Consider the following 24,919-nt stretch of genomic DNA (forward strand, 5'->3'; position numbering starts at 1 on the left):
CCACCCCGCCTGAAAGAAGAACCCATGAACTGGAAACTCGCCGCCCGCGCCGCCAAGATGAATCCGTCGGTGCTGCGTGAAATCCTCAAGGTCACCGAGCGCCCCGGCATCATCAGCCTGGCCGGCGGCCTGCCCTCGCCCAAGACCTTCCCGATCCAGGCCTTTGCCGACGCCTGCGCCGAGGTGCTGCACAACGACGGCCAGGCGGCGCTGCAATACGCCGCGAGCGAAGGCTATGCGCCGCTGCGCCAGGCCGTGGCCGACATGCTGCCGTGGAACGTCGATCCCGCGCAGGTGCTCATCACCACCGGCTCGCAGCAGGGCCTGGACCTGGTGGCCAAGGTGCTCATCGATCCGGGCAGCAAGGTGCTGGTCGAAACGCCCACCTACCTGGGCGCGCTGCAGGCCTTCGGCCCGATGGAGCCGAACCCGGTGAGCGTGGCGAGCGACGACGAGGGCGTGATCGTCGAAGACCTGGTGGCCAAGGCGAAGGATGGGCGCTTCATCTACCTGCTGCCCAATTTCCAGAACCCCACCGGCCGCACCATGACCGAGGCGCGCCGCGCCGCCGTGTCGGCCGCCGCGGCCGCCGCCGGCCTGCCGATCGTCGAGGACAACCCCTACGGCGAACTGTGGTTCGACGAAGCCCCGCCGCTACCGCTGACCGCGCGCAACCCCGAAGGCTGCATCTACCTGGGCTCGTTCTCGAAGGTGCTCGCACCGGGCCTGCGCCTGGGCTTCCTGGTGGCGCCGAAGGCCATCTTCCCGAAACTGCTGCAGGCCAAGCAGGCGGTCGACCTGCACACGCCGATCTTCACGCAGCGCATGGTCTCGGCCGTGATGAAGGACAACTTCCTCGAGCGCCACGTGCCGACCATCCGCGCGCTCTACAAGCGCCAGCGCGACGCGATGATGGCCGCGCTCACGCGCGAGATGGCCGGGCTGGACGTGAAGTTCAACGCGCCCAAGGGCGGCATGTTCCTGTGGGCGCGCCTGCCCGAGGGCATCGACACGGTGGCGCTCCTGCCCAAGGCGGTGGAGCGCAACGTGGCCTTCGTGCCGGGTGCGCCCTTCTATGCGGACCAGGGCGATCCGCGCACGCTGCGGCTGTCGTTCGTGACGGCCAGCGTCGAGGAAATCGATACCGCCATCGCCGCGCTGGCCTTGACGCTGCGCGAAGAACTGGCGCTGCTGGGCGAACGCAGGCTCGCGCCCGAGCCCGTCTGAGGCGCAGCACAAGGCAGACCACCATGCACATCGCCATCCTGACTTTCGACGGCTTCAACGAACTCGACTCGCTGATCGCGCTCGGCGTGCTCAACCGCATCAAGAGGCCGGGCTGGCGCGTGACGCTGGCTGCGCCCAGCGCCACGGTCACCTCGATGAACGGCGTCACCGTGCATGCGAGCTCCACGCTCGAAGCGGCCGCCGAAGCCGGCGCGGTGCTCGTCGGCAGCGGCATCCGCACGCGCGAGATCGCGGCCGATCCGGCCATCATGGGCGCGCTGCGCCGCCTCGATGCGAAGCGGCAGCTGATCGGCGCGCAGTGCTCCGGCACGCTGCTGCTGGCCAAGCTGGGCCTGCTGGGCGCGGTGCCGGCCTGCACCGACCTCACGACCAAGCCCTGGGTGCAGGAAGCCGGCGTCGAGGTGCTCAACCAGCCCTTCTTCGCCAAGGGCAACGTGGCGACCGCGGGTGGCTGCCTGTCGGCGCCCTACCTTGCGGCCTGGCTCATCGCTCGCAGCGAAGGCATCGAGGCCGCACGGAGCGCGCTGCACTATGTTGCGCCGGTGGGCGAGAAGGAAGACTACGTGGCGCGCGCCCTGCGCAACATCGCGCCCTATCTCCCCACGGTTGCGGCAGCCACGGCCGACGCGGCCTGAGGGAAGCGCTGCAGGACACTCATCATGATCAGCCTCGCCACGCTCGCGCTCTTCCTGCTGGCCGTTCTCGCGCTGTTCCTGTCGCCGGGGCCGAACATGGCCTTCGTGCTCTCGCACGGCGTGGCCCATGGCCCGCGCGGCGGCTTCGCGGCGGCGCTCGGCATTTCGTCGGCCGACCTGGTGCACACGCTGTTCGCCGCCACCGGCGTGACCGCGCTGGTGGCGGCCTGGCCGCCCTCGTTCGACCTGCTGCGCTACGCGGGCGCGCTGTACCTGCTGTGGCTTGCGGTGCAGGCCGTTCGCAGCGGCGGCGGCCTCCCCACGGGTGCGCGTGCGCAGCCGTCCGCCTTCGCACGCATCGTGCGCATGGCGTTCCTGAACAACCTCGTCAATCCGAAGGCGCTGCTGTTCTTCATGGTGTTTCTGCCGCAGTTCGTCGACCCGGCGCGCGGCAGCGTGCCCTTGCAACTGGTGCAGCTCGGCGTCATGCTGTCGGCAGCCGCGCTCGCGTTCAACACGCTGCTCGGCGCCTGCAGCGGGCAGGTCGGCCGATGGCTGCAGCGGCGCCCGGGGACTGAAAAGTTCCAGCGCGGCCTGCTGGCCCTGGTGATGGTCGGCCTGGCGATCCGCCTGCTGCTGCTCGACCGTCCCGCCGTGCCATCCGCCCTGTCCGCCACACCTGTCCAAGGAAGCTGAAAACACCATGCTCAACATCTGGGGCCGCATCAGTTCGATCAACGTGCGCAAGGTCGTCTGGTGCGCGCAGGAACTCGGGCTCGACTTCCAACGCACCGAGGCCGGCGGCCGCTTCGGCGTGGTGCAGACGCCTGAATACCTGGCGCTCAACCCGAACGCGATGGTGCCCACCATCGACGACGGCGAAGGCAGCGATCGCGTCACGCTCTGGGAATCGAACGTGATCGTGCGCTATCTCTGCGCCAGGCATTCGCATGGCAAGTTCTACCCGAGCGAGCTGCCCGCGCGCTTCGATGCCGAGCGCTGGATGGACTGGCAGCAGACCACCCTCAACCGCGCGAGCCGCGACGCCTTCGTGCAATGGGTGCGCACGCTGCCGGCCGAGCGCAACCCGGCGCTGATCGCTGCCTCGGTCCATGCGAGCGAGGCGCTGTTCGCCATGCTCGATGCGCATCTTGCACGCCAGCCCTTCATGGCCGGCGACCGCTTCACCATGGCCGACATTCCCATCGGCTGCGAGGCGCACCGCTGGTTCGGCCTGCCGCCGGCCGAGTACCAGCGGCCCAGCTGGCCGAACCTGGAACGCTGGTATGGCGAACTGATCTCCCGGCCGGGCACGCGCGGCGTGCTCGATCTCCCGCTCGAATGAAAAACATGAAACCCCGCCCGTTCAAACAAGTCGACGTCTTCACCGCCACGCCCTACCTCGGCAATCCGCTCGCCGTGGTGCTCGACGGCGGTGGCCTCGACGACGCCGAGATGCAGCGCTTTGCGCAGTGGACCAACCTGTCGGAAACCACCTTCCTGCTGCCGCCGACGCAGCCCACGGCCGACTACCGCGTGCGCATCTTCACGCCCGGCGGCGAGCTGCCCTTTGCCGGCCATCCCACCATCGGCAGCTGTCACGCCTGGCTGCAGGCCGGCGGCAAGCCCAAGGCGGCGGGCCGGATCGTGCAGCAGTGCGCGGCCGGCCTGGTGCCGCTGCGCCATGAAGGCGAACGCCTGGCCTTCTCGGCCCCGCCGCTCAAGCGCAGCGCGCCCAGCCCCACGCTGCTGGCCAAGGTGGCGGGCGCGCTGGGCCTGAAGGCGCAGCAGGTGGTCGCGGCCCAGGTGCTCGACAACGGCCCGGTGTGGTTCGGCCTGCTGCTGAGCGATGCGGACACGGTGCTGCGGCTCGTGCCCGACCACCGCATGCTCAAGGAGCTGGGCGTGAAGGCCGGCGTGGCGGGCATGCCCGCCGAGCAGGGCTCGTCGATGCTGATCGGCCGCTCGAACCGCGAGGCACGCGCCTTCGGCGGCAAGGCCGTTGCCACCGGAGACGAAGACGGCCCGAAGATCGACCTCGAAGTGCGCGCCTTTGCCGCGCCCATCGGCGTGGAGGAAGACCCGGTCACCGGCAGCCTCAACGCCAGCCTCGCCGAATGGCTGATTGCCGACGGCCACATGCCCGCGCGCTACACGGCCGCGCAGGGCCAGTGCCTCGGCCGTTCCGGGCGCGTGTACATCGAGCGCGACGCCGACGGCAAGGTGTGGGTCGGCGGCGATGCCGTGACCTGCATCGACGGCCAGGTCACGCTGTAAGGCAAAGCACCATGCGCGCGCAACTCGACCATCTGGTGATCGCCGCTGCCTCGCTGGCTGAGGGCGTGGCGTGGTGCGAGGCCACGCTGGGCGTCACGCCCGGCCCTGGTGGCTCACATCCGCTGATGGGCACGCACAACCGGCTGCTGAACATCGCGGCCGAGGCGTTCCCGCAGGCCTACCTCGAAATCATCGCGATCGAGCCCGGCAAGCGGCCCTCGCGCCCCGGCACGCGCCGCTGGTTCGACCTCGACGACCCCGTGCTGCAGGCCGGGCTTGTGCGGCGCGGACCGCGGCTGGTCCACTTCGTCGCGCGCGTGCCCGACGCCCACGCCGCGCTGCAGGCGCTGGCGCGCGAGGAGCACGCGCACATCGACCGCGGCCAATTGCTCGAAGCCTCGCGTGACACGCCCGCCGGCCGGCTCGAATGGCAGATCACGGTGCGCGACGATGGCCAGCGCCTCTTCTACGGCGCGCTGCCCACGCTGATCCAGTGGGGCCCGGTGCATCCCACCGATGCCATGCCGGCCTCGGGGCTGGCGATGCGCTCGCTGCAGGCCACGCATCCGCGCGCGGCCGACCTCTCTGCGGCGCTGTCGGCCATCGGCATGGCCGGCCTGGCGGTGCAGGCCGGCGCGCCCAACCTGGTGGCCGTGCTCGACACGCCCCGCGGCCCCGTCACGCTTCAATCCGAAGGACTCTGACATGCTGAGCTTGACCGAAATCGCCTGGTTCGCACTCGCCTCGCTGCTGCTGGCGCTCACGCCGGGGCCGAACATGATCTATTGCGTGTCGCGCACGCTGATCCAGGGCCGGCGCGCCGGACTGGTTTCGCTCGGCGGCGTGATGATGGCTTTTCTTGCGCACCTGTTCGCGGCCGCGCTCGGCCTCACCGCGCTGCTGCTGGCCGTGCCGCTCGCGTTCGACGCCATCCGATTGGCCGGCGCGGCCTACCTGCTGTGGCTCGCATGGCAGGCGGTCAGGCCCGGCGGCAATGCGCCCTTCGAGCCGCGCGCGCTGCCGGCCGATCCGCCGGGCAAGCTGTTTCGCATGGGCTTTCTCACCAACCTGCTGAACCCAAAGGTCGCGATGTTCTACCTCTCGTTCTTTCCGCAGTTCATCCATCCGGAGCGCGGCTCGGTGCTGCTGCAGAGCATGCAGCTGGGCGTCGCGCAGATGGCCAGCAGCGCCGCGGTCAACACCGTGATGATCCTCGGCGCCGCGAGCATCACGGCCGTGCTCTCGCAAAGCGCCGGCTGGCTGCGCGCGCAGCGCTACGTCATGGGCAGCGTGCTGGCCGCACTGGCGGTGCGCGTGGCGCTGACGGAACGCAAGTGAAAAAGGAAAGCGCGTGAGATTCAGCCGCGAAGAAATCGAAGCCGCGCAGCGCACCGTGGGTGCCGCCATGCCGCCCACGCCGCAGTACGCATGGCCGCTGCTCGCGCAGCGCCTCGGCTGCACGGTGTGGGCCAAGCACGAGAACCACACGCCCGCGGGCGCCTTCAAGATCCGCGGCGGGCTGACCTATTTCGAGACGCTGGCGCGCGAGCAACCCGGCGTGCGCCATGCGATCAGCGCCACGCGCGGCAACCACGGGCAGTCGGTCGGCTTTGCGGCGCGGCGCCACGGGCTCGCGGCCACCATCGTGGTGCCGCATGGCAACTCGCTCGAGAAGAACGCCGCGATGCGCGCGCTGGGCGTGCAGTTGGTCGAGCATGGCGACGACTTCCAGGCGGCCGCGGAGCATGCGGCCCTGCTTGCGGAGCGCGACGGCATGCACCGCGTGCCCTCGTTCCACCGCGAGCTGGTGCGCGGCGTGTCGACGGCGTATGTCGAATTCTTCAGCGCACTGAAAGATGCGCCGCCCGACGTGCTGTTCATCCCGATCGGGCTGGGCTCCGGCTTCGCAGCCGCGGCCGCCGCGCGGGCGCACTGCGGCGCACCGACCCGGCTCATCGGCGTGGTGTCGGCGCATGCCACGGCGTACCGCGATTCGTTCCGCGCGGGCCGGCCCGTCGAGTCGCCGGCCGGCACGCGGCTGGCCGACGGCATGGCCTGCCGCACGCCGGTGCCCGAATCGCTGGAGGTGATCCTGCGCGAGGCCGACGACGTGATCACCGTCACCGACGACGAAGTGGCCGAAGCCATGCGCATTCTCTTCAGCGACACGCACAACGTGGCCGAAGGCGCAGGCGCCGCGGCACTGGCGGGCGCGCTCCAGCAGCAGGAGCGCTGGCGCGGGAAGACGGTGGGCATCTGCCTGAGCGGCGGCAATGTCGATTCCGGCATGTTTGCCGAGGTGCTGGGGGGCGTTGACGCGGCGGCCTGAACGCTACGGCAGCGGCCCCGTACGGGCCGTATCCAGCGGCAGCCGAGACACCTCCGCCAGCAACAGTGCGAGCTGCTCCGCAGCCGCATCGACAACAGCCTGCCCGCGCGGCGCCGTCGCGGCGGCGGCGTTGCCCGCTGCGCCCTGCGCGTTGTAATCCTCCATGGCCCAGCCGAGCTTGGCGCTCTTGCCGTTGCCGAGAATCGCGTAGCCGGCCGCACGCTGCTCGGAGGTCGAGCGGAAATTCTTCGCCTCGCCCATGCGCACCTGCTGCGGCGCCAGGGCCAGCATCATCGAGGTCTCGATCTCGCCCGCATGCACGCCGAAGCGGTGTTCGTGGGCGCCGAACTGCGCGCCCGCATCGCCCAGCGGCAGGTTGAACCAGCTCACGCTGTAGACGATGAGGCCGTGCGCCGCGCGCAGCTCGCGCGCCACGATGTCCATCGCGCCCACGTGGCCGCCGTGCGCATTGAACAGCACCAGCTTCTTCACGCCGGCATGCGCCACGCCGGCGCCGATCTCCTTCCACATGCGGATCAAGGTCTCGGCCGACAGCGTGAGCGTGCCCGCGAAGCGCGCGTGCTCGGGGCTCAGGCCGATCTGCTGCGTCGGCAGGAACAGCACCGGCAGCGCGGCCGGCAGCAGCGGCAGCGCCGCAGCCACGATGCCGTCGGCCAGCACCGTGTCCACGCCCAGCGGCAGATGGGGCCCGTGCTGCTCGGTGGCGCCGAGGGGCAGCACCGCGACCGTGGCAGCCGCGTCGAGCGCCGCGAAATCGCGCGTGGTGAGCTGGGACCAGAAGCGGGGCAGGGAGGCCGGTTGTGCGTGCATCTCGCGATCTTAGGCTGAGGCGCTGCCGGCGCCCAGATGGCCCGTGCGAAGCGCACGTGGAAGCCTCGATGCCCCTTGATCTGCGAATCAGTTCACGCTCTGGTCACATCTTTCATCGCTTGTGAGTAGTTTGTTAACAAACTCCCATAGAGTCACTTTCTAGGAACTTTTCAATACAGCTTTCGTGGCTTCGAGAAGTTCTGCCCTGAACGGCGATTCGCCGTGCAGGAGTGCTATCAAAGGGAGCAGAGTGTCAATCCACAAGAACGATGGAGGCACGGTCGTGGCTGGACGCAATGCGGCGCCGGCCGACCCATGGCCTCGATACCTCACACAGGCTTTGCGGAAGCTGCCTCCGGTCGTCTGCCTGCTGGCGTTCGGCGCCTCCGCCGCACCGGCGGCCCCGGTTGCCATCGCCTCGCCCGCGGCGGCCGATCACGCTGCGGCCTCCTATACGCCGCAGCAACACGATGCATTGATTGACGCCTATCGCGCGAATCGCATCGCGCCGCTGCAGGCGCTGCAGCAGTTGAGAACATGGCTGGCGGCAGCACCGGGCCATGCCGAGCGGCAACGCATCATTTCCGACGCCGTGGCGATCGCTGCTGCAGACGGCCGGTTCGCCGATGCCGCGGCCCTGGGCCGGCAGGGGCCGCCTGCCAGCTTGCACGACTACGCGCTCGGCCCGCTGGCCCTGGCAGCGCGCCGTACGCAGGACCTCGCGCTGCAGGGCGAGGCCATCGCCGTCTGGCGCGCCCGCCTGCCGGCTTCGCGCGATGCGCAGCGCGAAGCCGAACTGCTGCTGGCGTCGAGCGGCGCCGCATCTGCGGCCTTCGAGGAGGCCGAAGCAGCGGAGCGCGCGAATCCCGGCACCTTCACGGCGCTGGTCTTGTCCACGCTGCAACAGCAGGCGCTCGCACAGCAACTGCGCTGGGCCGTGCTGGAGCGCGACGAGCGCATCGGCACGGCGCGCGTGGCCGCGCTCGACAAGGTGCTGGCGCAGCAGCAGATCGCGCTGGCCCGGCTCGATGCATCGGCACTGCACGCCGACCCTGCCGATGCCGATGCGTGGCGCTCCGTTCGCCTGCAGCTGCAGTCCGATCGGCTGCTGGCGCTGGTCGAGCGCGGCCGCCCGGCCGACGCCATTGCGCTGTTCGAGGCACTGCGCGCCGACGGATCGACCCTGCCGCCCTATGCGCTCGGCGCCGCGGCCCGCGCCTTCGCGCAGGAACGCCGCTCGGTCGATGCGGTGCCGCTGTTCGAGGCGGCTGTGGCCGGCAGCGGCCCGGCACTGCCGGCGGCTGATCCGATCTACCAGGGACTGGCCTACGCCTACCTCGATACCGGCCGCTTCGAGGACGCCGATGCATTGCTCGCGCGCATCGAAGGCGCCACGCCCGCCACGCTGCGCCTCGCGCCGGAAGCGGGCCTGCCGAATGGCGAGTACACCGAAGCGAACAGCATGCGCGCCATGCTGCTGCTCTACGGCGACCGGCATGCACTCGCGCAGCGGCGCTTCGCGCTGCTGACCGGCGAAGCGCCTCTCAACGCCGAGTTCGCGGCCGGCGCAGGCCTGGCCGAACGGCTGCGCGACCACCCCGAAGCGTCGCTCGCGCGCTATGAAGCACTGGCCGCCGACCACCCGCACGACATCGGCGCACGCGCCGGCCATGTCGAGGCGCTGCTCGATGCCGGCGAATTCCGCGAGGCCCGCCGCCGCGCCGAATCGCTCGAGGCCGACGCACCCGACACCGCCCAGGTGCGCGACCTGGCCCGCAAGCGGCGCGCAGCCACCGGCCCGCGGCTCGATCTCGATGCCGAGGCAGCCTCCGGCGGCGCCGCCATCGCGAACCGCGAATGGCGCGTTGCGAGCCGGCTCAGCTCGGGGCTGATCGACGACGAATGGCGCATCTTCTACGACCAGGTGCTGGGCCGCGCAGACACTTCGGACGGCAACGGAAACTGGGCGCGCGGCGGCATCGGACTCGCCTGGCAGCGCGGCCGCTGGCTGGCCGAGGGCGCCGTGCAGCATTCGAACACCGGGCCCTATCGCACCAGCGCAGCCGCACGCGTCGACTACCGCGCCGGGGACGCATGGCGGCTCTCGGCCACCTTCGACGGCGACAGCAAGGAACTGCCCTGGAAGGCACGCATTGCACGCATCGGCGCGCGCGACACCGGCCTGGGCGTGAACTACGTGGTCGACGAGTCGCGCCGCTTCGAGCTGCAATGGCAGCGGCTCGACTTCAGCGATGGCAACCTGCGCAACGGCCTCGACTTCACCTGGCGCGAACGCTGGGTCAGCACGCCGCGCTTCCAGCTCGAGACCCGGCTCGGCGCCGGCGCCAGCCGCGGCCGGCAGCAGGAGGCCGCGTACTTCAACCCGCCCCGCGATGCCAGCGCCCTGCTCACCGTGCGCGCGCAATGGCTCCACTGGAAAAGCGACGACAGGCAGTTCTTCCAGGCCGTGGAGATCGGCGGCGGCAGCTATCGCCAGGCCGGCTTCGGCACTGGCCCGCTGTGGAGCGTGCGCTACGAGCACAGGTGGAACCTGGGGCCGAAGCTGACCCTGCGCTACGGGCTGGGTATCTCCAGCCATCCCTATGACGGCGTGCGCGAACGGCAGCGCAGCGTCTTCCTGAATCTTTCGATGCCCCTGCCCTGATGCGAACCAACCTGACCACCCTGCTGCGCGCGGCCATGGCCTGGCTGCTGCTGGCGCTCGCGCTGCCCGGCGCGGCCCAGCCGCTGCCGCCCGCCGATACCGACGACGGCCTGAGCTTTCGCGTGCTCTCCTTCCACGACGTGCGCAGCAACGTGCGCGCGAGCTTCGAGAGTTCGCCCGATGGCACCGCCATCGACGAGCGCACGCTGGCCGAGGTGTTCGCCTGGCTGCGGCACAACGGCTACCACCCCATCAGCCTGCAGCAGGCGATCGATGCGCGCGCCGGCGGCCGGCCGCTGCCCCCCAAGCCCGTGCTGCTGACCTTCGACGATGGCTACCGCAGCGCCTACACCAAGGTCTTCCCGCTGCTCAAGCGCTTCGGCTATCCCGCGCTGCTGGCGCTGGTGACCAGCTGGCTCGACGTGCCGGAGGGCGCAAGCGTTCCCTACGGCGACAAGCCCGCGCCGCGCGGCGACTTCCTGCGCTGGAGCGAGGCCGCCGAAATGGCGCGCTCCGGCCTGGTCGAGCTGGCGAGCCACAGCCATGCCATGCACAACGGCGTGCAGGCCAATCCGCAAGGCAACATGCTGCCGTCCGCCGCCACGCACCACTACGACCCGGCCACGGGCCGCTACGAGGACGACGACGCCTACGTGCAGCGCATCGAATCCGACCTGCGCCGCAGCCGCGGCATCATCGAGGCCCGCACCGGCGCCAGGGTGCGCGCGATGGTGTGGCCCTACGGCGCCTACAACAGCGCGGCATTGAAGGCCGCCGAGCGCGCGGGGATGCCTGTCACCTTCACGCTCGACGACGGGCCGAACACGGCCTCGGTGCCGCTCTCGCAGGTTCGCCGCGCATTGGTGGCCTACGACAACGAGGCACCCGAATACGCCCGGCTGCTGAGCAGCCCCGTGGGCGGCGAGCTGCGGCCGGTCAACCGCGTGATGCACGTCGACCTGGACTACGTCTACGACCCCGATCCGGCACAGCAGGAGCGCAATCTCTCGGCCCTGCTCGACCGCGTCGCGGCCATACGTCCGCGCGCCGTGTTCCTGCAGGCCTATGCCGATCCCGATGGCGACGGTGTGGCCGATGCGCTCTATTTTCCGAACCGCCAGCTGCCGATGCGCGCCGACCTCTTCGGCCGCGCGGCCTGGCAGCTGCGTAGCCGCACCGGCGTGAAGGTCTATGCCTGGATGCCGGTGATGGCGTTTCGCCTGCCGGCGTCGAACCCGCTCGCGGCGCATACGGTACGCACCGCGGACGGTGGCACACCCGCGGACCGCTACCACCGGCTGTCGCCCTTCGACCCCGAAGTGCGCGCGCTGGTCGGCGGCATCTACGAAGACCTCGGGCGCCATGCCTTCTTCGAGGGGCTGCTGTTCCACGACGACGCGATGCTGTCGGACGACGAAGACGCCAGCCCGCCCGCGCTCGCCGAATACGGCCGCTGGGGATTGCCGGCCGACGTGGCGGCCATCCGCGCCGACCCGGCCCTGATGGCGCGCTGGACCCGTGCCAAGACGCGGTACCTGACGGCATTCACCCAGGAGCTCGCCGCGCGCGCGGGCGCCTGGCGGCCCGGGCTGGAAACCGCGCGCAATCTCTATGCGCGGCCGGTGCTCGAACCCGCGGCGGAACAATGGTTCGCGCAGGACTACGAAGCTGCGCTCGCGGCCTACGACTACGTGGCGCTGATGGCCATGCCGCGCATGGAGCACAAGGCCGATGCGCAGGCCTGGCTCGCACGCCTTGCGCGCCGCGCGGCCGGCACGCCGCGCGGCCTGGACGGCACCGTCTTCGAACTGCAGGCGCGCGACTGGCGCACCGGCCGCCCCGTGCCGGACGAGGAACTCGCGCGCCAGTGGACGCTGCTGCACCGCATGGGCGTGCGGCACCTGGGCTACTACCCCGACGACTTCCTCGCCAACCAGCCCTCGCTCGAGGTGGTGCGCCGCGCGATCTCGGTGCGCGCGCTGCTGCCGCGCGCGCTGCCCGCCCTGGCGCCGCCACCCGAAGAGGGCCGCTCGCCATGACCACCTTCCACGCCCTGTCCGAGGCGCTGCCACCGCTGCTGTTCGGCTTCGTCTTCTACTACCCCTTCTTCATGGCCTATGTCTGGATGGCGGGCGGGCTGTCGCATGCCTGGGTGTTCGAACGCCGACGCGACGTCGAAATCGATCCGCTGGACCTGCTTGCGTCGCGCCCCCTGGTGACGGTGGTGGTGCCCTGCTTCAACGAGGCGCCCCACCTGCGCGAAGTGATCGAGCAGCTGATGCGCACGCGCTATCCGAACTTCGAGGTGATCGCGGTCAACGACGGCAGCACCGACGGCACGGGCGAGCTGCTCGACGCGATGACGCAGGAATACAGCCGCCTGCGCGTGATCCACAACGCCAGCAACCAGGGCAAGGCCGTGGGCCTGAACACCGCCTGCCAGCTCGCGCGCGGCGAGTACATCCTGGGCATCGACGGCGATGCGCTGGTGGACGCCAACGCCATTGCCTGGATGCTGAACCCGATGCTGGAGTCCGAGCGCATCGGCGCCGTGACCGGCAATCCGCGCATCCGCACCCGCACCACGCTGCTCGGGCGCATGCAGGTGGGCGAGTTCTCCTCGATCATCGGGCTCATCAAGCGCTCGCAGCAGCTGGTGGGCACGCTGTTCACGGTGTCGGGCGTGATCGCGATGTTCCGCCGCCGCGCCGTGATCGACGTGGGCTTCTGGAGCCCCGACGTGCTCACCGAGGACATCGACATGAGCTGGAAGCTCCAGCTCGGCGGCTGGCAGCTGCGCTTCGAGCCGCGCGCGCTGTGCTGGATCCTCATGCCCGAGACCTTGCGCGGCCTCTGGAAGCAGCGCCTGCGCTGGGCCGTCGGCGGCATCCAGACCATGCTGCGCTACACCACGCGCATCCTGCGGCCGCGGCAATGGCGCATGTGGCTGATCTATGCGGAGTACATGGTCAGCGTGGTGTGGGCTTATGCGATGGCGCTGGTGCTTGTCATCGGCTTCCTGCGGCCGTGGCTGCCCGCGGCGTCGGCTTGGCATTCGGCGCTGCTGCCGCACTGGCAGGGCACGCTGCTGGCCATGACCTGCATCCTGCAGATGCTGCTGAGCCTGTGGATCGATCGCCGCTACGACCGCGACCTGTTGCGCTATTTCGCCGGAACGATCTGGTACCCGATCGCTTTCTGGACCATCACGATGGCGGCCACCGTCATCGCCCTTCCCAAAGCCCTGATGCGCCGCCGCGGCAAGCGTGCGGTGTGGACGAGCCCTGACCGAGGAGTTTCCGATGCACCACCACCCTGAATCCCACACCCCGCCGCCGGTACGGCGCCGCTCCTGGGGCCAGCCCAAAGGAGAAGAGCCGATCATCGATGCCGCGCGCATTTCGCTGCGCGCCTTCGGCAGTGGCCGCTCGCCGCGGCGCACGCTGGCCATGTACCTGTGGCTGCGCGTGCTGCGCCCGGCCGTCACGGTGGCGATCTGGTTCTGCGCGGTCTGGTACGCATGGCCCTACGTGCTCGGCGCTCGCTCGCAGCCCGAGGTGCTGCACCTGCTGGGCCTCTATGCCACCGTGATCGGCGTGATCCTGGTCTCGATGCTGCTGATGGCGCCGTTCCGCCGGCTGCAGCAGTTGCGCGAGACGCCGCCGGACCAGGAGCAGTCGTCGCTGTTCGCGCTGGCCTCCTACATCGCGGTGCCGCCGGCGCGCCTGTCCACCTGGCAGCGCGCCCGCCAATTGCTGGTGCACCACGACCGCGACGGTCAGCTGCGCCATGCCGAGGACGCGGCCCGCGGCCTGCCGGAGTCCGCGCTGCAAACGGCCGCCGCCGCGCGCTGACCGGTACGGCCGCATCGCTGCAGGGGTTTCGCGTCGGTGATTCAATCGCCCGGGTTCGCAGCAACCCTTCAAGGACTTTTCAATGGATCTCCAGCTCCAGGACCAGCACGTTCTCATCACCGGCGGCAGCAAGGGCATCGGCCTGGCCTGCGCGCTGGGTTTCCTGCAGGAGGGCGCGCGCGTGAGCCTCGTGTCGCGCGACCTGCAGAACCTGGAGCGGGGCCGCAAGACGCTGGCCGAAGCGTTCGCGCAGGCCGGGGGCCGGGTCTCGGTGCATGCGGCCGACCTCAAGGATCCGGCCAGCGCCGTGGCCGCGCTCGATGCGGCCGAGCAGGCCTTCGGCCCGGTCGACGTGCTGGTCAATTCGGCCGGCGCCGCGCGCCGCACGCCGCCCGACGAGCTGGATGCCGCCGCCTGGCACGACGCGATGGATGCCAAGTACTTCACCTACATCCACATGATCGATCCGGTGGTCAAGCGCATGGGCCGGCGCGGCCGCGGCGCGATCGTCAACGTGATCGGCCAGGGCGGCAAGGTGGCGAGCCCGGTGCACATGGCCGGCGGCGCGGCCAATGCGGCGCTGATGCTGGTGAGCGCCGGCATGGCCGCGGCCTATGCGGCCAAGGGCGTGCGCGTGAACGCGGTGAACCCCGGCCTCACGCTGACCGAGCGGCTGCAGGAAGGCCTGAAGGCGGACGCGAAGCTGCAGGGCATCGGCAGCGACGAGGCACTGCAGCGCGCCACGGCGCGCCTGCCGCTCGGGCGCATCGCCACGCCGCAGGAAATTGCCAACACGGTCGTGTTCCTGGCCTCGCCGAGGGCAAGCTATGTGACGGGCGCGATCGTCGCGATGGACGGCGCGGTCACGCCGATGATCTGACGGCCGTCAGCGCCTCGAACTTCAGCGCCAGGAAATCCACCAGCGCCCGCACGCGCGCGGGCACGAAGCGCCCGCTCGGCAGCAGCGCGTGCAGCGGGTACGGCTCGGTGTCCCATTCGGGCAGCAGGTGCACCAGCCGGCCGGTGCTGATGTCGTTGCGCACGTCGAGCGCGGACTTCAACGTGATGCCGCGGCCGGCCACCGCCCACTCGCGCGCAAGCGAGGCGTCGTCCACGCTGCGGTCGCCCTTCACGCGCACTTCGGTCCACTGCCCGTTCTGCGCGAAGCGCCAGGTGCGATGGCGGCGCCCGCCGCGGTCGAAGGTGAGGCAGTTGTGATGCACGAGGTCCTGCGGCGTCTTCGGCGCGGGGTGGCGGCGCAGATAGTCTGGCGATGCGGTGAGCAGCGGATGGGTCAGCGCGAACGGCCGCGCCACCAGCCGCGAATCGGCCAGCGCGCCGTAGCGCAGCGCCACGTCGACCTCGTCGCGCGTCACGTCAAGCAGCCGGTCGCCGACGGACAGCGACAGCTGCACGCCCGGATGCAGCGCCAGGAACTCGTCGAACCAGGGCAGCAGCGTGCTGCGCGTGAGGTCCGAGGGGGCGGCCACGCGCAAGGTGCCGACCAGCTCGCCGCGCTCGGCCGTGACCAGCGACTCGCCTTCGGCGAGCAGCTCGAAGGCGCGTACGGCGTAGTCGAGCAGCGTCTGGCCCTGCGAGGTCAGGCGCATGGCGCGGGTCGAGCGCTCGAAGAGCCGGGCGCCGAGCTGCGTTTCCAGCCGCTTGAGCGTGGCGCTGGCCGCCGCCGGCGTCATGCCCAACGCATGGGCCGCGGCCGTGAGCGTGCCGCCGCGCGCGGTCTGCACCAGCACCTGGAGGTCCGAGAGATTTTCAATCTTCATTTGAAAGTGTTGCTCATCGAGTCGGTCTTATCAATTCTTGGTTGCCATCCTACAGTCGAGCCATCGTCCGGGAAACACACAAGGAAAGGTCCTCCCCATGAAAGCCATCGGCTACTACCAGCCCCTGCCCATCGACAACCCCGAGTCGCTGCAGGACATCGAATTGCCCGCCCCCGTGGCCGGCCCGCGCGACCTGCTGGTGCGCGTGAAGGCCATTTCGGTCAACCCGGTCGACACCAAGGTGCGCAGGAACATGGCGCCCGAAGCCGGCCAGGCCAAGGTGCTGGGCTGGGATGCCGCGGGCACGGTCGAGGCCGTCGGCGCCGGCGTGAAGAACTTCAAGGTGGGTGACCGCGTGTACTACGCCGGCTCGATCGTGCGGCCCGGTGCCAATTCGGAACTGCATGCGGTGGACGAGCGCATCGCGGCGCTCGCGCCCACGAGCCTCGACGATGCGCAGGCCGCGGCGCTGCCGCTGACCACCATCACCGCCTACGAGTTGCTGTTCGACCGCCTCCAGGTGCCGAAGAACGGCGGCGCGGGCCAGACGCTGCTGGTCACCGGCGGGGCCGGCGGCGTGGGCTCGATCCTGATCCAGCTCGCGCGCCAGCTCACGCAATTGCGCGTGGTGGCCACGGCCTCGCGCGCCGAGACGCGGGCCTGGTGCCTCGCGCTCGGCGCCCACGCGGTCATCGACCACTCGAAGCCGCTCGCGGCCGAACTCCAGGCCGCGGGCATCGGCGAGGTCGACATGGTCGCGAGCCTCACGCAGACCGGCCAGCACTATGCGCAGATCATCGAAAGCCTGAAGCCCCAGGGCCAGCTCGCGGTGATCGACGACCTGCCGGCGCTCGACGCCATGCCGCTCAAGACCAAGTGCATCTCGCTGCACTGGGAAATGATGTTCGCGCGCTCGCGCTTCGAAACGCCGGACATCGCCGAGCAGGGCGCGCTGCTGGCCGAGGTGGCGGCGCTGGTCGATGCGGGGCGCATCCGCACCACCGCGAACGCCAGCTTCGGAACCATCAACGCCGCCAACCTCAGGAAGGCGCATGCGCTGATCGAGAGCGGCAAGGCGCAGGGCAAGGTGGTGCTCGCGGGGTTCTGAGCACAATCGGCCGCATGGCCGAAAGCATCATCCAGCCCCCGATCGAATTCGAAACCCCGCGCCTTCGGCTGCGGCAATGGCGCGAGAGCGATCTCGCGCCATTTGCCGCGCTCGCGGCCGATCCGCAGGTGATGGAATTCCTGCTGCCGGTGCCCACGCGGGCCGACAGCGATGCGCTGGCCGCGCGCATCAGCGCCCGCATCGCTGAGCAGGGCTGGGGCCTCTGGGCCGTGGAGCACAAGGCATCGGGCGAGTTCGCCGGCTTCACGGGCCTCAACGTGCCGCTGGCCGCGCTGCCCTTTTCGCCCTGCGTCGAGATCGGTTGGCGCTTCGCCCGCCAATGGTGGGGCCAGGGGCTGGCGACCGAGGCCGCGCGCGCCGCCTTGCAGGTGGGTTTCGAGCGGCTGGGATTCGAAGAGATCGTGGCGTTCACGGCGCTCGGCAATCTTCGCTCGGCGGCGGTGATGGAGCGCCTGGGCATGCGCGAGGACCTGGAGGGCGCCTTCGATCACCCGGCCGTGCCCGAGGGGCATGCGTTGCGGCGGCACCGGCTCTATCGCATCGCGCGGCCGCAACAACGATGAAGGCCGCGCGCTACTTCGCCTGCGCCGAGACGCGCCAGACCACGTTGCCCACGTCGTCGGCCACCAGCAGCGCGCCGCTCTTGTCGAGCGCCACGCCCACCGGGCGGCCGTGCGCCTTTTCGTCGGCCGAGAGGAAGCCGGTCAGCACGTCGACCGGCGGCCCGCTCGGCTTGCCGCCGGCGAACGGCACGAACACCACCTTGTAGCCCGACTTCGGCTTGCGGTTCCAGGAGCCATGCTCGCCGATGAAGGCGCCGCTCGCGAACTGGGGCGGCATGCCGCGGCCGTCCGAAAACACCAGGCCCAGCGCCGCGACGTGGGCGCCGAGCGCATAGTCCGGCGCGATGGCCTTGGCCACCATTTCGGGGTTCTGCGGCGTGACGCGCGCATCCACCTTGCTGCCGTAGTAGCTCCAGGGCCAGCCATAGAAGGCGCCGTCCTTCACCGAGGTCAGGTAGTCGGGCACCAGGTCGCTGCCGATCTCGTCGCGCTCATTGACCACGGTCCACAGCGCCTTGGTCTCCGGGTGCCAGGCCATGCCGTTGGGGTTGCGCAGGCCGCCCGCGAACAGGCGTTTCTGGCCGCTCTTCACGTCCACTTCCCAGATGGCGGCGCGGCCTTCTTCGGCGGCCATCCCGTTTTCGCCGATGTTGCTGTTGGAGCCGACCGTGACGTAGAGCTTGGTGCCCTCGGGATTGGCGATCACGTTCTTGGTCCAGTGGTGGTTGATGCCCGCGGGTAGCGGCGTGACGACGGTGGGCGTTGCGCCGATCGTGGTCTGGCCCTCGGTGTAGGGCAGCTTGACGAGCGCGTCCGCGTTGGCGATGAACAGTTCGTTGCCCACCAGCGCCATGCCGAACGGCGAGCTCAGGTTCGACAGGAACACCTGCCGCACCTCGGCCGCGCCGTCTCCGTCGGCATCGCGCAGCAGCGTGATCCGGTTGGCGCTGGGCACGTTGGCCCCGGCGCGGCCCATGACCTTGCCCATGACCCAGTTGCGGATCTTGCCCATCAGGCCGCCGGCGCCGTCGCTGCCTTCGGGCTTGGGCGGCTTGTTGCTTTCGGCCACCAGCACGTCGCCGTTGGGCAGCGTGTAGACCCAGCGCGGATGGTCCAGCCCGCGTGCCAGCGCGTTCACGCGCAGGCCCGGGGCGGGCTTGGGGGCGGCCGTGTCGGTCCAGCCGACCGCCGCAGCCACGTTGACGGTGGGAATCAGCGTCTTGTGGGGTTCGGCCAGTTGCGGGCGCGGCCCGATGGTGGCCTCAGGCGCCAGCTTGGCGGTTTCGCCGCAGCCGGCCAGCGCCAGCGCTGCAGCCACGGCGGCCATCGCCGCCAGCGGGGAAATGGCGATGCTCGGTATCTTCATTCGCGCTCCTTGGTTGCTGCGGCGCAGGGGCCGCCTTTCTTTCGGCGTTTCATCGCCGTTTCTTCGGCAAATCATGAGGACGGTGCCCGCATGGGCTGTCGGCCATGGGCGCTTTTGGGCGTGGGCGCACCCCATTCACGCATCGCCGCTACCATCGGCCGCATGACCGACGACCTGTTCCGCGCCGACGCCTACCTGCGCACCTGCGAAGCCCGCATCCTGCGCATCGACGATACCGGCATCGTGCTGGACCGCACGGTGTTCTATCCGCTGGGGGGCGGGCAGGCCGGCGACACCGGCGTGCTGGCACTGGCCGACGGCCGCGAAATCGTCATTGCCGACACCCGCAAGGCGAAGAACGAGGAAGGCCAGCCCACGCAGGAAGTCGTCCATGTGCCCGCGCCGGGCCAGGCCGAACTGCTGGCCGCGCTCGAACCCGGCGCCGCAGTGACCGCGCGCCTCGACTGGGAGCGCCGCCACCGGCTGATGCGCTTCCACACCGCGAGCCACCTGCTGTGCCACCTGGTGCCGGTGCCGGTGAACGGCTGCTCGATCACGCCCGACTACGCGCGCATCGACTTCCACATGACCGATCCGCTCGACAAGGAAGCGCTGACGGCCGGCCTCGCGCGGCTGGTGGAAGCCGCGCATCCGCTGATCGTGGGCGCCATCACCGACGAGGAGCTCGACGCGAATCCCGCGCTGGTCAAGAGCATGAGCGTGCAGCCGCCGCGCGGTACGGGCACGGTGCGCACCATCCGCATCGGCGGCGAAGGCGAGGCGCAGATCGACTTCCAGCCCTGCGGCGGCACGCATGTTGCGAACACCGCCGAGATCGGCGCGGTGATGGTCACCAAGATCGAGAAAAAGAGCGCCAACAGCCGCCGCGTGGTGCTGGGCTGGGCCGCCTGAGCCCGCGCAATCGACCGGAACTTCGCACCGCTCCCCTGCTCCGACTGACGGCATGATCTTTTCCCGTTTTCACATCGCTACGTTTCTGGTAGCAGCCGCCGCAGCCTGCATGCCGGCTGCGGCCCAATTGGCATCAAAACCGGGCGCGGTGGTCACCACCCCCCACGTGCGCGCCGAACTGGTGGCGCATGCGCCCGAGGGCGTTGCGCCGGGCGCACCGGTCTGGGTCGGGCTGCAGATCACCCACCAGCCCGAGTGGCACACCTACTGGAAGAACGCCGGCGATTCGGGCCTGCCCACCGAGCTGAACTGGACGCTGCCGAGCGGCGTGGCGGCCGGCGAGATCGCCTGGCCGGTGCCGCGCAAGATCCCGGTCGGCAACCTCGCCAACTACGGCTACGAAGGCACGGTGCTGCTGCCGGTGCCGCTCGAGGTGTCGAGCAACTTCAAGCCGCCGCTGGCGCTGGGCGCCGGCGCATCGGCGCTCGACGTCCGGCTCAAGGCCAGCTGGCTGGTGTGCCGCAAGGAATGCATTCCCGAGGAAGGCGAATTCACCCTGGCGCTGCCGCTGCAGGGCTCCACCGCGCTGCACAAGGCCGAGTTCGACGCGGCGCAGGCCGCGCAGCCGCAGCCGCTGGGCAAGCCGGGCGCCGTCGAGGTCAGCGGCAACACGCTGCAGGTGCGGCTGGAAGGCCTGCCCGCCTCGATCCACGGCAAGACCCTGGGCTTCTTCCCCGAAACGCCCGAGCTGATCCGTACTGCCGCCGAATCCGGCAAGGACTGGACGCAAAGCTGGCAAGGCGGCACCTGGACCGCCACGCTGCCGCTGGCCGACCAGCGCAGCGCCAGCCCGACGACCCTGCCGCTGGTGGTGGCGCTGGCCGAATCCGACCGGCAGCCGGGCCAGCCCATGGCCTGGCGCGTCGAGGCACCCGTCAGCGGCAGCTGGCCGGCCGCTGCTGCGCCGCGCGCGGAGGTGTCGCCCGCGCTGCAGGCGGCCCTTGCCGCCAATGCGGCCGCCGCTCCTTCATCGACCTCTGCGGAACTGCCGCCGCAACCCACGGTCACGCTGATGGCCGCGCTGCTCGGCGCCCTGCTCGGTGGACTGCTGCTGAACCTCATGCCCTGCGTCTTCCCGATCCTCGCGATCAAGGTGCTGGGCTTCGCGCGGCAGGCCGGCAACCACCGCGCGCACCGCACCGCAGGCCTGGCCTACACCGCCGGCGTGATGCTCTCGGTGCTCGCGCTGGGCGGGGCCATGCTGGCGCTGCGCGCGGCCGGCGCTCAGCTGGGTTGGGGCTTCCAGCTGCAATCGCCGGCCGTGGTGGCGGCGCTGGCGGCGCTGTTCACGCTGATCGGGCTCAACCTGGCGGGCATGTTCGAGTTCGGCCGCGCGGCGCCCCTGTCGCTGTGCTCGGCGCAGGCCCGGCATCCCATTGCCAACGACTTTCTCTCGGGCGTGCTGGCGGTGGTGATCGCCTCGCCCTGCACGGCGCCGTTCATGGGCGTTTCGCTCGGCTTTGCCATCGGGCTTCCGGCCACCCAGGCGCTGCTGCTGTTCGCCGCGCTGGGCCTGGGCCTGGCGCTGCCGTACCTGGTCGCGGGCTTCATCCCGGCCGTGGCGCTGCTGCTGCCCAGGCCCGGCCCCTGGATGAACACGCTGCGCCGGCTGCTGGCGTTCCCGATGTTCGCCACCGTGGCCTGGCTGGTCTGGGTGCTGGGCCAGCAAAGCGGCATCGACGGCGCGGGCACGCTGCTCGCGCTGCTGGTGTGCATGGCCGCCATCGTCTGGGCACTGACGCTGCGCGGCCGCACGCGGCTGGTGATCGCCACGCTGATGGTCGCTTTCACAGCGGTGCTGGCCGCGGCCATCGGACGCAACGTGCTGCAGACGGTGGAGCCGGCCAAGATGGCGGCCACCGCGGGGCAGCGCTGGCAGCCCTGGTCGGCCGAGCGCGTGGCCGAGCTCACGGGCGCCGGGCAGCCGGTGTTCATCGACTTCACGGCCGCCTGGTGCGTGACCTGCCAGTACAACAAGAAGGCCACCCTGGCGGATGCCGAGGTGCTGGCCGATTTCGACCGCAGGAAGGTCGCGATGCTGCGCGCCGACTGGACGCGCCGTGACCCCGCCATCACCGCCGCCTTGACCGCGCTCGGACGCAGCGGCGTGCCGCTGTATGTGCTGCAGGCGCCCGGCAAGGCGCCGGTCGTGCTGACCGAGATCCTGGGCAAGGACGAGGTGCGCGCCGCGCTCGCCGCGCTTTGACCCCCGGCGTGACATGGGTTGTCACATCCACATGAGCAAAGCGGCCTAAGCTGTCGCCGTTGTTCGTTTTTTCTTTTGGAGTTCCAGCTGGCCATGACACTTTCGCCATCGTCCGACTCGCGTTCCATTCGTGCCGCGCGCCACGCCCGCGCGGCCCTCAGCCGCGCCTCGCGCCGCGCCGTGGTGGCGGCCGCCGTGGCGCTGGGCGCCACCTTCCTGATGGGCAACCATGCCTTTGCCGCGCCCGCCGTGGGCCAGCAGGCGCCCGACTTCGTTGCGGTGGACACCAGCGGCGCCAAGCACAAGCTGTCCGACTTTGCCGGCAAGTTCGTGGTGCTCGAGTGGACCAACCCGGGCTGCCCCTTCGTGCGCAAGCACTACAACAGCGGCAACATGCCCGCCACGCAGAAGGCCGCCACCGCCCAGGGCGTGGTCTGGCTGTCGGTCAATTCCACCGAGCGCGCGGCCAGCGACTACCTGCAGCCCGCCGCGCTCGACGCCTGGATGAAGTCGCAGAAGGCCGCGCCCACCGCGGTGCTGATGGACGAGGACGGCGTGATCGGCCAAGCCTACGGCGCGCGCACCACGCCGCACATCTTCATCATCGATCCCAAGGGCATGCTGGTGTATGCCGGCGGCATCGACAGCATCGCCTCGGCGCGGCCGGACGACATCAAGAGCGCGACCAACTACGTGAACCAGGCGCTCGGCGAAGCCTTCGGCGGCAAGCCGATCTCGACGGCCTCGACGCGGCCCTACGGCTGCTCGGTGAAGTACAAGAGCTGACGACGCCCCACGGGCAGTGACAGGTACCTGACTCGCGCGGTCAGGCGGTGGTCGGGAACCCCGGCCTACCCTCGGGTGAACGACACCGCCCAAGGGGACAACGAGATGAATCCTGCGCAATCCGCCGCGCAACCATCGGCCGCGGCCGCCGACCGCGCCGCTTCAGGCACCGCTTCTTTCAGCGCCTCTTCTTCCTCCTCCTCCTCGAAATTCGCCACCGTGCTGCGCGTGACGGGCGGCAATTTCATGGAGATGTTCGACTTCTTCCTGTTCGGCTTCTACGCCACGCAGATCTCGAAGGCCTTCTTCCCGGCGGGCAACGAATTCGCCTCGCTGATGCTGACCTTCATGACCTTCGGCGCGGGCTTCCTGATGCGGCCGCTGGGCGCGATCTTCCTCGGCGCGTACGTCGACCGCGTGGGCCGCCGCAAGGGCCTGATCGCCACGCTCGCGCTGATGGCAGTGGGCACGCTGCTCATCGCCTGCGTGCCGGCCTACGCCACCATCGGCTTCGCGGCGCCGCTGCTGGTGCTGGTCGGGCGGCTGCTGCAGGGCTTCTCGGCCGGCGTGGAGCTGGGCGGCGTTTCGGTCTATCTGTCGGAGATGGCCACGCCGGGGCGCAAGGGCTTCTACGTGAGCTGGCAGTCGGCCAGCCAGCAGGTGGCGATCATCGTGGCGGCCGCGCTCGGCTACTGGCTCAACGTGACCTTCACCTCGCAGGAGATCGGCGACTTCTACTGGCGCATTCCGTTCTTCGTCGGCTGCCTGATCGTGCCGGTGCTGTTCATCATCCGCCGATCGCTGCAGGAGACCGAGGAGTTCATGGCGCGCAAGCACCGGCCCGATGCGCGCGAGATCTTCCAGTCGATGGTGGCCAACTGGGGCCTCGTCGTGGCCGGGATGATGCTGGTGTCGATGACCACCGTGTCGTTCTACCTGATCACGGTCTACACGCCCACCTTCGGCAAGTCGGTGCTGCACCTGAGCACGACCGACGCGCTGGTCGTCACGCTGTGCGTGGCCATCTCCAACTTCATCTGGCTGCCGGTCATGGGCGCACTGTCCGACCGCGTGGGCCGCAGGCCGCTGCTGATCCTGTTCACGGTGCTGACCATCCTCACCGCGTACCCATCGCTCAAGTGGCTGGTCGGCGCGCCGAGCTTCGCTCGCATGCTGGAGGTGGAGCTCTGGCTGTCGTTCCTCTACGCGAGCTACAACGGCGCGATGGTGGTGGCGCTCACCGAGGTGATGCCGGTCAATGTGCGCACTGCAGGCTTCTCGCTCGCGTACAGCCTCGCGACGGCGCTGTTCGGCGGTTTCACGCCGGCCATCGCCACCGGGCTGATCGAGATGACCGGCGACAAGGGCGCGCCGGGCCTGTGGATGACGGCCGCCGCCGCCTGCGGGCTGGTGGCGACGTTGATGCTTTACCGGCGCAACGTGAACCCGGAGGATGCGCAGCGCGTACCGTTGGTCTGAGTTCTTTTCAGACCAGCCGCAGGCCGCCATCGCACTCGATGACCGTGCCCGTGGTGTAGCCGTTTCCGATCAGGAACTCGATCGCATGCGCAACGTCCTGCGGCTGGCCGACGCGGCCGACGGGCAGCAGCTCGACCTGCTGGCGGAACAGCTCGTCCTTGGCTGCAGCAGGCATGCGGTTCCACCAGGGCGTATCGACCAGCCCCGGCGACACCGCATTCACGCGGCTCGGCCCGAGCTCGCGCGCGAGGCTGCCGACCATGGCCTCCAGCGCCCCGTTGATGGCGGCGAGCCCCGACGTGCCGGGCAATGCGTTGCGCGCCGAGATCGCCGTCACGAAAGTGATGCTGCCGCCCTTTCGCAGCACCTTGAGGCCGGCCTGCGCGGCTTCGAGCTGCGGCCAGAATTTGGCCTCGAAGCCGCGCCGCAGCGATGACAGGTCGAGCTGCGCGAACTCGCCCGCGCCCTCGCCGCCGCTGAGCGTGAGCACCAGATGGTCGATGGGCCCCGTGGTCTCGAAGAACGCATCGAGTGCCCCCCGATCGCAGGCATCGAACGCATGCGCGCTCACGCTGCCGCCCAGGCCGCTGGTGGCTTGCCGCACCTTCTCCCTGTCGCGCCCCGCCGCGAAGACGCGCGCGCCGGCCGCCGCGAGCCGCCGCACGGTTTCCAGCCCCACGCCCGAGGAGCCGCCGATCACCGCCACTGTCTGGTGTTCCAAAGCCATGTCAGATCCTTCACAAGATGTTTTGCAAGGACTTCAGCGTAGGGATCGCAGGCTTATCATTCCAATCGTTT

At 70.1% G+C, this 24,919-nt stretch carries 23 protein-coding genes; 19 read left to right on the forward strand and 4 right to left on the reverse strand.

The features are described 5' to 3' along the window. The first annotated feature begins 24 nt into the window (after positions 1-24). Genes IB278_RS21505 through IB278_RS21540 form a run of 8 tightly spaced genes read left to right on the forward strand, consistent with a single transcriptional unit; the run spans position 25 to position 6,489 of the window. On the forward strand, positions 25-1,227 hold the full coding sequence (locus IB278_RS21505; protein WP_145742255.1) for a PLP-dependent aminotransferase family protein: 1,203 nt from the start codon (positions 25-27) through the stop codon (positions 1,225-1,227). A 23-nt stretch (positions 1,228-1,250) separates the two neighbouring features. Next, the gene (locus IB278_RS21510; RefSeq protein ID WP_192325333.1) at positions 1,251-1,883 is read left to right on the forward strand and encodes a DJ-1/PfpI family protein; all 633 of its coding nucleotides are present in this window, start codon (positions 1,251-1,253) and stop codon (positions 1,881-1,883) included. A 24-nt stretch (positions 1,884-1,907) separates the two neighbouring features. Next, positions 1,908-2,579: a LysE family translocator gene (locus IB278_RS21515; protein WP_192325335.1), complete on the forward strand. Its 672-nt coding sequence runs from the start codon at positions 1,908-1,910 to the stop codon at positions 2,577-2,579. A 7-nt stretch (positions 2,580-2,586) separates the two neighbouring features. Beyond that, positions 2,587-3,228, forward strand: coding sequence for a glutathione S-transferase family protein (locus IB278_RS21520; protein ID WP_145742261.1), 642 nt, complete (start codon positions 2,587-2,589; stop codon positions 3,226-3,228). Between the two features lie 5 nt (positions 3,229-3,233). Beyond that, complete coding sequence (locus tag IB278_RS21525; protein WP_186454146.1) at positions 3,234-4,160, forward strand: PhzF family phenazine biosynthesis protein; 927 nt, start codon at positions 3,234-3,236, stop codon at positions 4,158-4,160. A gap of 11 nt (positions 4,161-4,171) precedes the next feature. Continuing rightward, complete coding sequence (locus IB278_RS21530) at positions 4,172-4,864, forward strand: VOC family protein (protein ID WP_192325337.1); 693 nt, start codon at positions 4,172-4,174, stop codon at positions 4,862-4,864. A gap of 1 nt (position 4,865) precedes the next feature. Further along, on the forward strand, positions 4,866-5,498 hold the full coding sequence (locus tag IB278_RS21535; protein ID WP_192325339.1) for a LysE family translocator: 633 nt from the start codon (positions 4,866-4,868) through the stop codon (positions 5,496-5,498). A 13-nt stretch (positions 5,499-5,511) separates the two neighbouring features. Further along, entirely contained in the window at positions 5,512-6,489 is a 978-nt protein-coding gene (locus IB278_RS21540; RefSeq protein WP_192325341.1) for a threonine dehydratase, read from the forward strand. A gap of 3 nt (positions 6,490-6,492) precedes the next feature. On the opposite strand, the gene IB278_RS21545 is transcribed toward IB278_RS21540, so the two are convergent. Further along, on the reverse strand, positions 6,493-7,320 hold the full coding sequence (locus IB278_RS21545; RefSeq protein WP_145742271.1) for a creatininase family protein: 828 nt from the start codon (positions 7,318-7,320) through the stop codon (positions 6,493-6,495). Between the two features lie 340 nt (positions 7,321-7,660). Here IB278_RS21545 and pgaA point away from each other — a divergent pair, with 340 nt between their 5' ends. The 5 genes from pgaA (at position 7,661) to IB278_RS21570 (ending at position 14,719) form a co-directional block, all read left to right on the forward strand. Beyond that, positions 7,661-9,985 carry a poly-beta-1,6 N-acetyl-D-glucosamine export porin PgaA gene (pgaA, locus tag IB278_RS21550; RefSeq protein WP_192325343.1) on the forward strand — a complete coding sequence of 775 codons (2,325 nt, stop codon included), beginning with the start codon at positions 7,661-7,663 and terminating at the stop codon, positions 9,983-9,985. Next, a complete protein-coding gene (gene pgaB / locus IB278_RS21555) occupies positions 9,985-12,024 on the forward strand; it encodes a poly-beta-1,6-N-acetyl-D-glucosamine N-deacetylase PgaB (RefSeq protein WP_192325345.1) in 2,040 nt (679 codons plus the stop codon). The genes pgaA and pgaB overlap by 1 nt, the downstream gene beginning before the upstream one ends. Further along, on the forward strand, positions 12,021-13,304 hold the full coding sequence (pgaC, locus tag IB278_RS21560; RefSeq protein WP_192325347.1) for a poly-beta-1,6-N-acetyl-D-glucosamine synthase: 1,284 nt from the start codon (positions 12,021-12,023) through the stop codon (positions 13,302-13,304). Before pgaB ends, pgaC begins: the two co-directional genes overlap by 4 nt. Next, on the forward strand, positions 13,288-13,839 hold the full coding sequence (locus tag IB278_RS21565) for a PgaD family protein (protein WP_145742279.1): 552 nt from the start codon (positions 13,288-13,290) through the stop codon (positions 13,837-13,839). Before pgaC ends, IB278_RS21565 begins: the two co-directional genes overlap by 17 nt. A gap of 82 nt (positions 13,840-13,921) precedes the next feature. Then, the gene (locus tag IB278_RS21570) at positions 13,922-14,719 is read left to right on the forward strand and encodes an SDR family oxidoreductase (protein WP_145742281.1); all 798 of its coding nucleotides are present in this window, start codon (positions 13,922-13,924) and stop codon (positions 14,717-14,719) included. Here IB278_RS21570 and IB278_RS21575 read toward each other — a convergent pair. Beyond that, positions 14,703-15,620: a LysR family transcriptional regulator gene (locus IB278_RS21575; protein WP_145742283.1), complete on the reverse strand. Its 918-nt coding sequence runs from the start codon at positions 15,618-15,620 to the stop codon at positions 14,703-14,705. The two genes, IB278_RS21570 and IB278_RS21575, sit on opposite strands and share 17 nt — an antisense overlap. 97 nt (positions 15,621-15,717) lie before the next feature. Between IB278_RS21575 and IB278_RS21580 the strand changes: the two genes are divergently transcribed. Together IB278_RS21580 and IB278_RS21585 are read left to right on the forward strand one after the other, a co-directional pair. Next, positions 15,718-16,728 carry a zinc-binding alcohol dehydrogenase family protein gene (locus IB278_RS21580; RefSeq protein WP_192325349.1) on the forward strand — a complete coding sequence of 337 codons (1,011 nt, stop codon included), beginning with the start codon at positions 15,718-15,720 and terminating at the stop codon, positions 16,726-16,728. A gap of 14 nt (positions 16,729-16,742) precedes the next feature. After that, positions 16,743-17,312 (forward strand): GNAT family N-acetyltransferase, encoded by a 570-nt coding sequence (locus IB278_RS21585; RefSeq protein WP_192325351.1) that lies wholly within the window; start codon positions 16,743-16,745, stop codon positions 17,310-17,312. Positions 17,313-17,322: 10 nt separating this feature from the next. On the opposite strand, the gene IB278_RS21590 is transcribed toward IB278_RS21585, so the two are convergent. Beyond that, the gene (locus IB278_RS21590) at positions 17,323-18,678 is read right to left on the reverse strand and encodes a PQQ-dependent sugar dehydrogenase (protein WP_192325353.1); all 1,356 of its coding nucleotides are present in this window, start codon (positions 18,676-18,678) and stop codon (positions 17,323-17,325) included. 162 nt (positions 18,679-18,840) lie between these two features. Between IB278_RS21590 and IB278_RS21595 the strand changes: the two genes are divergently transcribed. The 4 genes from IB278_RS21595 to IB278_RS21610 all read left to right on the forward strand — a co-directional run bounded on the left by IB278_RS21595 (position 18,841) and on the right by IB278_RS21610 (position 24,121). Continuing rightward, the gene (locus IB278_RS21595; protein WP_145742290.1) at positions 18,841-19,590 is read left to right on the forward strand and encodes an alanyl-tRNA editing protein; all 750 of its coding nucleotides are present in this window, start codon (positions 18,841-18,843) and stop codon (positions 19,588-19,590) included. 52 nt (positions 19,591-19,642) lie between these two features. Then, positions 19,643-21,856 carry a protein-disulfide reductase DsbD family protein gene (locus tag IB278_RS21600; protein ID WP_192325355.1) on the forward strand — a complete coding sequence of 738 codons (2,214 nt, stop codon included), beginning with the start codon at positions 19,643-19,645 and terminating at the stop codon, positions 21,854-21,856. A gap of 93 nt (positions 21,857-21,949) precedes the next feature. After that, the gene (locus IB278_RS21605; RefSeq protein ID WP_186454149.1) at positions 21,950-22,642 is read left to right on the forward strand and encodes a thioredoxin family protein; all 693 of its coding nucleotides are present in this window, start codon (positions 21,950-21,952) and stop codon (positions 22,640-22,642) included. A gap of 105 nt (positions 22,643-22,747) precedes the next feature. Then, on the forward strand, positions 22,748-24,121 hold the full coding sequence (locus IB278_RS21610) for an MFS transporter (RefSeq protein WP_192325357.1): 1,374 nt from the start codon (positions 22,748-22,750) through the stop codon (positions 24,119-24,121). Between the two features lie 7 nt (positions 24,122-24,128). Here IB278_RS21610 and IB278_RS21615 read toward each other — a convergent pair whose 3' ends face one another. Next, positions 24,129-24,848, reverse strand: a complete 720-nt coding sequence (locus tag IB278_RS21615) for an SDR family oxidoreductase (protein WP_192325359.1) — start codon at positions 24,846-24,848, stop codon at positions 24,129-24,131. Positions 24,849-24,919 lie beyond the last annotated feature (71 nt).

Source organism: Variovorax sp. VRV01 (assembly GCF_014852545.1).
GTDB classification, from domain to species: domain Bacteria; phylum Pseudomonadota; class Gammaproteobacteria; order Burkholderiales; family Burkholderiaceae_C; genus Variovorax; species Variovorax beijingensis_A.